General features: G+C 69.9%; 4 protein-coding genes. 1 reads left to right on the forward strand and 3 read right to left on the reverse strand.

Going from position 1 to position 3,539, the window contains the following annotated elements:
• Positions 1–455 precede the first annotated feature (455 nt).
• A complete protein-coding gene (locus ABZ454_RS38650) occupies positions 456–1,463 on the reverse strand; it encodes a stage II sporulation protein M (protein WP_359544104.1) in 1,008 nt (335 codons plus the stop codon).
• 118 nt (positions 1,464–1,581) lie between these two features.
• On the opposite strand from ABZ454_RS38650, the gene ABZ454_RS38655 reads away from it, so the two are divergent.
• Positions 1,582–2,505, forward strand: coding sequence for an RDD family protein (locus tag ABZ454_RS38655; protein ID WP_359544105.1), 924 nt, complete (start codon positions 1,582–1,584; stop codon positions 2,503–2,505).
• Positions 2,506–2,539: 34 nt separating this feature from the next.
• Here the strand turns inward: ABZ454_RS38655 and ABZ454_RS38660 are convergent, their stop codons facing one another.
• Together ABZ454_RS38660 and ABZ454_RS38665 are read right to left on the reverse strand one after the other, a co-directional pair.
• The gene (locus ABZ454_RS38660) at positions 2,540–3,151 is read right to left on the reverse strand and encodes a hypothetical protein (protein ID WP_356326059.1); all 612 of its coding nucleotides are present in this window, start codon (positions 3,149–3,151) and stop codon (positions 2,540–2,542) included.
• A 214-nt stretch (positions 3,152–3,365) separates the two neighbouring features.
• A partial coding sequence (locus tag ABZ454_RS38665; RefSeq protein ID WP_359544106.1) for an adenosylhomocysteinase occupies positions 3,366–3,539 on the reverse strand: 174 nt, incomplete at its 5' end.

A 3,539-nucleotide genomic window follows, 5' to 3' on the forward strand; every position in this document is an offset into this window, starting at 1 on the left:
CTCACCCTCTCGGGCTTTCCTCCGGGCGCTTCCCTTCGGTCTTGCGTTTCCGACTCTATCAGACTCTTTCGTGTCCGATTCCCGGTCGAAGCGGGGATTGCTTTCGAGGAGACCGCTTTCGCGTTTTCCTTTCCAGCGGTTCCAACCTTACCAGAACCAATTCGTTCCGTTTCCGCCGATTTGAGTTCCAGTGGCCGTTGAAGTGGCCTTGCCTTTCGGCTGATTCGACTTTATCAGAAGCAATGCGGCCGAAATAATCGGCTTTATGTTCCGGAGTATGTGAATCGATGGCTCCGCGGAAACTCAATCTCCGGCGAGAGCGGGGTAAATCTAGCGGTCGGACTCGAACCTGTCCAGTCCGACTCAACCGTTAAAATCTACCTCCCCCAGCCCACCGTGTCAACGGTTTCCTGGGGCGCAGAGGAGACTAGCAGGTCAGCGGGGCCGTGCGCACATCAGGCGGCCACAGGCAGCTCGGCGCTCCGTTCGGCCGCTGCGATGTCGCCCGCGTCGCCGGCTCGGGCTGCCCGGCCGCCCAGGAGGTAGACGTACGCGAGGAAGGCCAGCTCAGCGGCGATCCCTATCCCGATACGCGCCCAGGTCGGGAGGCCGGAAGGGGTCACGAAGCCTTCGATGGCACCCGACACGAACAGGACGAGGGCGAGGCCGATGGCCATGCCGATGGCGGCCCGGCCCTGTTGGGCCAGGGCCGTGCGGCGGGTGTGCGGGCCCGGGTCGATGACCGTCCAGCCCAGGCGGAGACCGGTTCCGGCCGCGACGAAGACCGCCGTCAGTTCCAGCAGGCCGTGCGGAAGGATCAGGCCGAGGAAGGTGTCGAGCCGGCCTGCCGAGGACATCAGACCGATGCCCACGGCGAGGTTGAGCACGTTCACGAAGAGGATCCAGATCACCGGGACGCAGAGGAAGGCGCCGAGCACCAGGCACATCGCGGCGGCTTGGGCGTTGTTCGTCCAGACCTGGGCGGCGAACGAGGCCGCCGGGTGGCTGGAGTAGTACGTCTCGTACTCGCCTCCCGGGCTGGTCAGACGGCGGAGGTCCTCCGGTGCGGCGATGGCCGACTGCACCTCCGGATGGGTACCGATCCACCAGCCCATCAGCGCGGCCAGGAGCGCGGAGAGGACTGCGGTCGGTATCCACCAGTGCCTGGAGCGGTAGACCGCTGCGGGAAATCCCGCCGTGAGGAAATGCGCCGCGTCGCGCCAGGAGGCGCGGCGGGTGCCGGTCACCGTGGAGCGGGCCCGGGCCACCAGCTGGGTGAGGCGCCCGGTGAGCAGCGGGTCGGGGGCACTGGACTGGATCAAGGAGAGGTGGGTGGCCGTGCGCTGGTAGAGGTCGACCAGTTCGTCGGCTTCCGCACCCGTGAGTTTGCGCCCGCGGTGCAGGAGGTGGTCCAGACGGTCCCACTCGATGCGGTGGGCGTTGACGAAGACGTCGAGGTCCATGGTCGGCTGCTGCTCCTGGCGGGGTGTGTACGGGTGCGTACAACTGCGGCGCGTCGCGGGTCAGCTTGGCAGACTGTGGCCCCGAGGGGCAGGGATGTTCGGCGAAGGGCGGGCGGCGATGAGTGAGCTGGTGACCGGGGACGCGGTCGTGCTGGGGTTGCGACCGGCGAAGTTGCCGAGCCGGGCACTGGCTCTGGTCATCGATCTGGTGGCGGTGGGAACGGTGTTCGTGCTCGTGTCGATCGGGGTGGCCGTCGCGACGGCCACGCTGGACGAGGCAGCGGTGGCGGCGGTGACCGTCGCGACGTTTCTGCTTGTTCTGGTGGGGGCGCCCATCGCGGTGGAGACGCTCAGCCATGGCCGTTCCCTGGGCAAGCTGGCGTGCGGGCTGCGGGTGGTGCGGGACGACGGGGGGCCGATCCGGTTCCGGCATGCGCTGGTGCGCGGGGCGATGGGGGTGGTGGAGATCCTGGCGACGCTCGGCGTGGTCGCCTCCGTCGCGTCGCTGGTGTCCGCGCGCGGACGGCGGCTCGGGGATGTCTTCGCGGGGACGCTCGTCGTACGGGAGCGGGTGCCGGCGGGCAGAGCCGCAGCCGTTCCGCCTCCGCCGCCGTGGCTGGTCGGGCGGTTCGCCGGACTCGATCTGTCGGCCGTCCCGGACGATCTGTGGCTTGCCGTGCGGCAGTACCTGACGCGGATGCACCAGCTCGATGCCGTCGTGGGGCGGGACATGTCTGAGCGGCTGGCCGGAGACATCGCCGCCCGGACCGGGGTTCCGGCGCCCGCCGGGGTTCCTGCCGCCGCGTTCCTGGCCGCCGTGGTGAACGAACGGCAGGCGCGTGACGCGCGCCGGGCGTTCGGTGCGGCCTCCGCTGCGGCGCCTGCGGCTCACCCTCTTCCCCAGACTCATTCCGCCCTCGCGCCCCCGGCCGCGCCTGCGCAGGTGTCCACGGTCCGTCCTGCCGAGCCGGACGGGACGGCAGCGGCTCCCAAGGTGGACGCGGTGCGGCCACCTTCCACCGGATTCGCCCCGCCCGCGTAAGGGCTGCCCGGTCCACGGGCCCGGCCGGCCCGTCCTAGCGGTCCGAAGGCGGGGATTCCAGGTCCTCGAGCTCGATGCCGGGGGCCGAGAGGACCACGTCGCCGGCGATGTGGACGGTGTGCTGCTCGCCGGTGTCCAGGGCGCTGACCTGGTACGCGTCCACAGTCAGGGGGCCGTTGTCAGTGGGGTGCGCTTCACTGTTCACCAGGGCCCAGGACTGGTCGACGGTACGGGGGGCGAGCACCGGGTCCGTGAAGGTGACGACGCGGAGTCGGGTCGGCGGAGAAGCGGGGGTGAGACGCAGCAACCGTGCGGTGGCGATGAGGAAGGCGGGGGACGTGCCGCTGAAGGCGTGGGCGCGGACATTGCCTTCGGTGGCGTGGGTGCCGCTCGGGTCGGTGCGCACCCAGGTGACGCCTTCGAGGGCGGCGCCGCGGACCTGCCAGCTCGCGGCATGCAGTTCGAGACGAATGGGGCGGCCGAGCTCGTCGAGGGTGAGGTCCACGGATCCGAGGTGATCGCCGGACGGGGCGGTCGTCTGGGAGACGTAACGCCAGCCGGACGGGCCGGGCGCGCAGTGGAAGTGTTCTTCACCGAGGGGGGTGTGGTCGTGGAGATCGTGGAGCGAATATCGGCCGCGTGGCATGGGGTCCTTCGGGTTCCTCGGGCTGTGCGGGTGCGGTACGGCGCAGGCCCCCGGCACGGGGGTGCGGGGGCCTGCGTTCGTAGCTGCTGCTGAGTCACCGGGTCTGCGGACGCGCGCGCGTCCGCAGACACTGCGGGGTCCGCCGGTGGCCGGTCGTCATCGACCGGTGGTGGGATGCCTGGTCACCGACGGGCCGTCGCAGATGGTGAGGGTGTCAGTAGCGGTAGTGGTCGGACTTGTACGGGCCTTCGACCTCGACACCGATGTACGCGGCCTGCTCGGGGCGGAGCGTCGTGAGCTTCACGCCGAGCGCGTCCAGGTGGAGACGGGCGACCTTCTCGTCGAGGTGCTTGGGCAGCACGTAGACGTCGGTCGGGTACTCCTCGGG

Source organism: Streptomyces sp. NPDC005803, from assembly GCF_040630435.1.
In the GTDB taxonomy this organism is placed as follows: Bacteria; Actinomycetota; Actinomycetes; order Streptomycetales; family Streptomycetaceae; genus Streptomyces.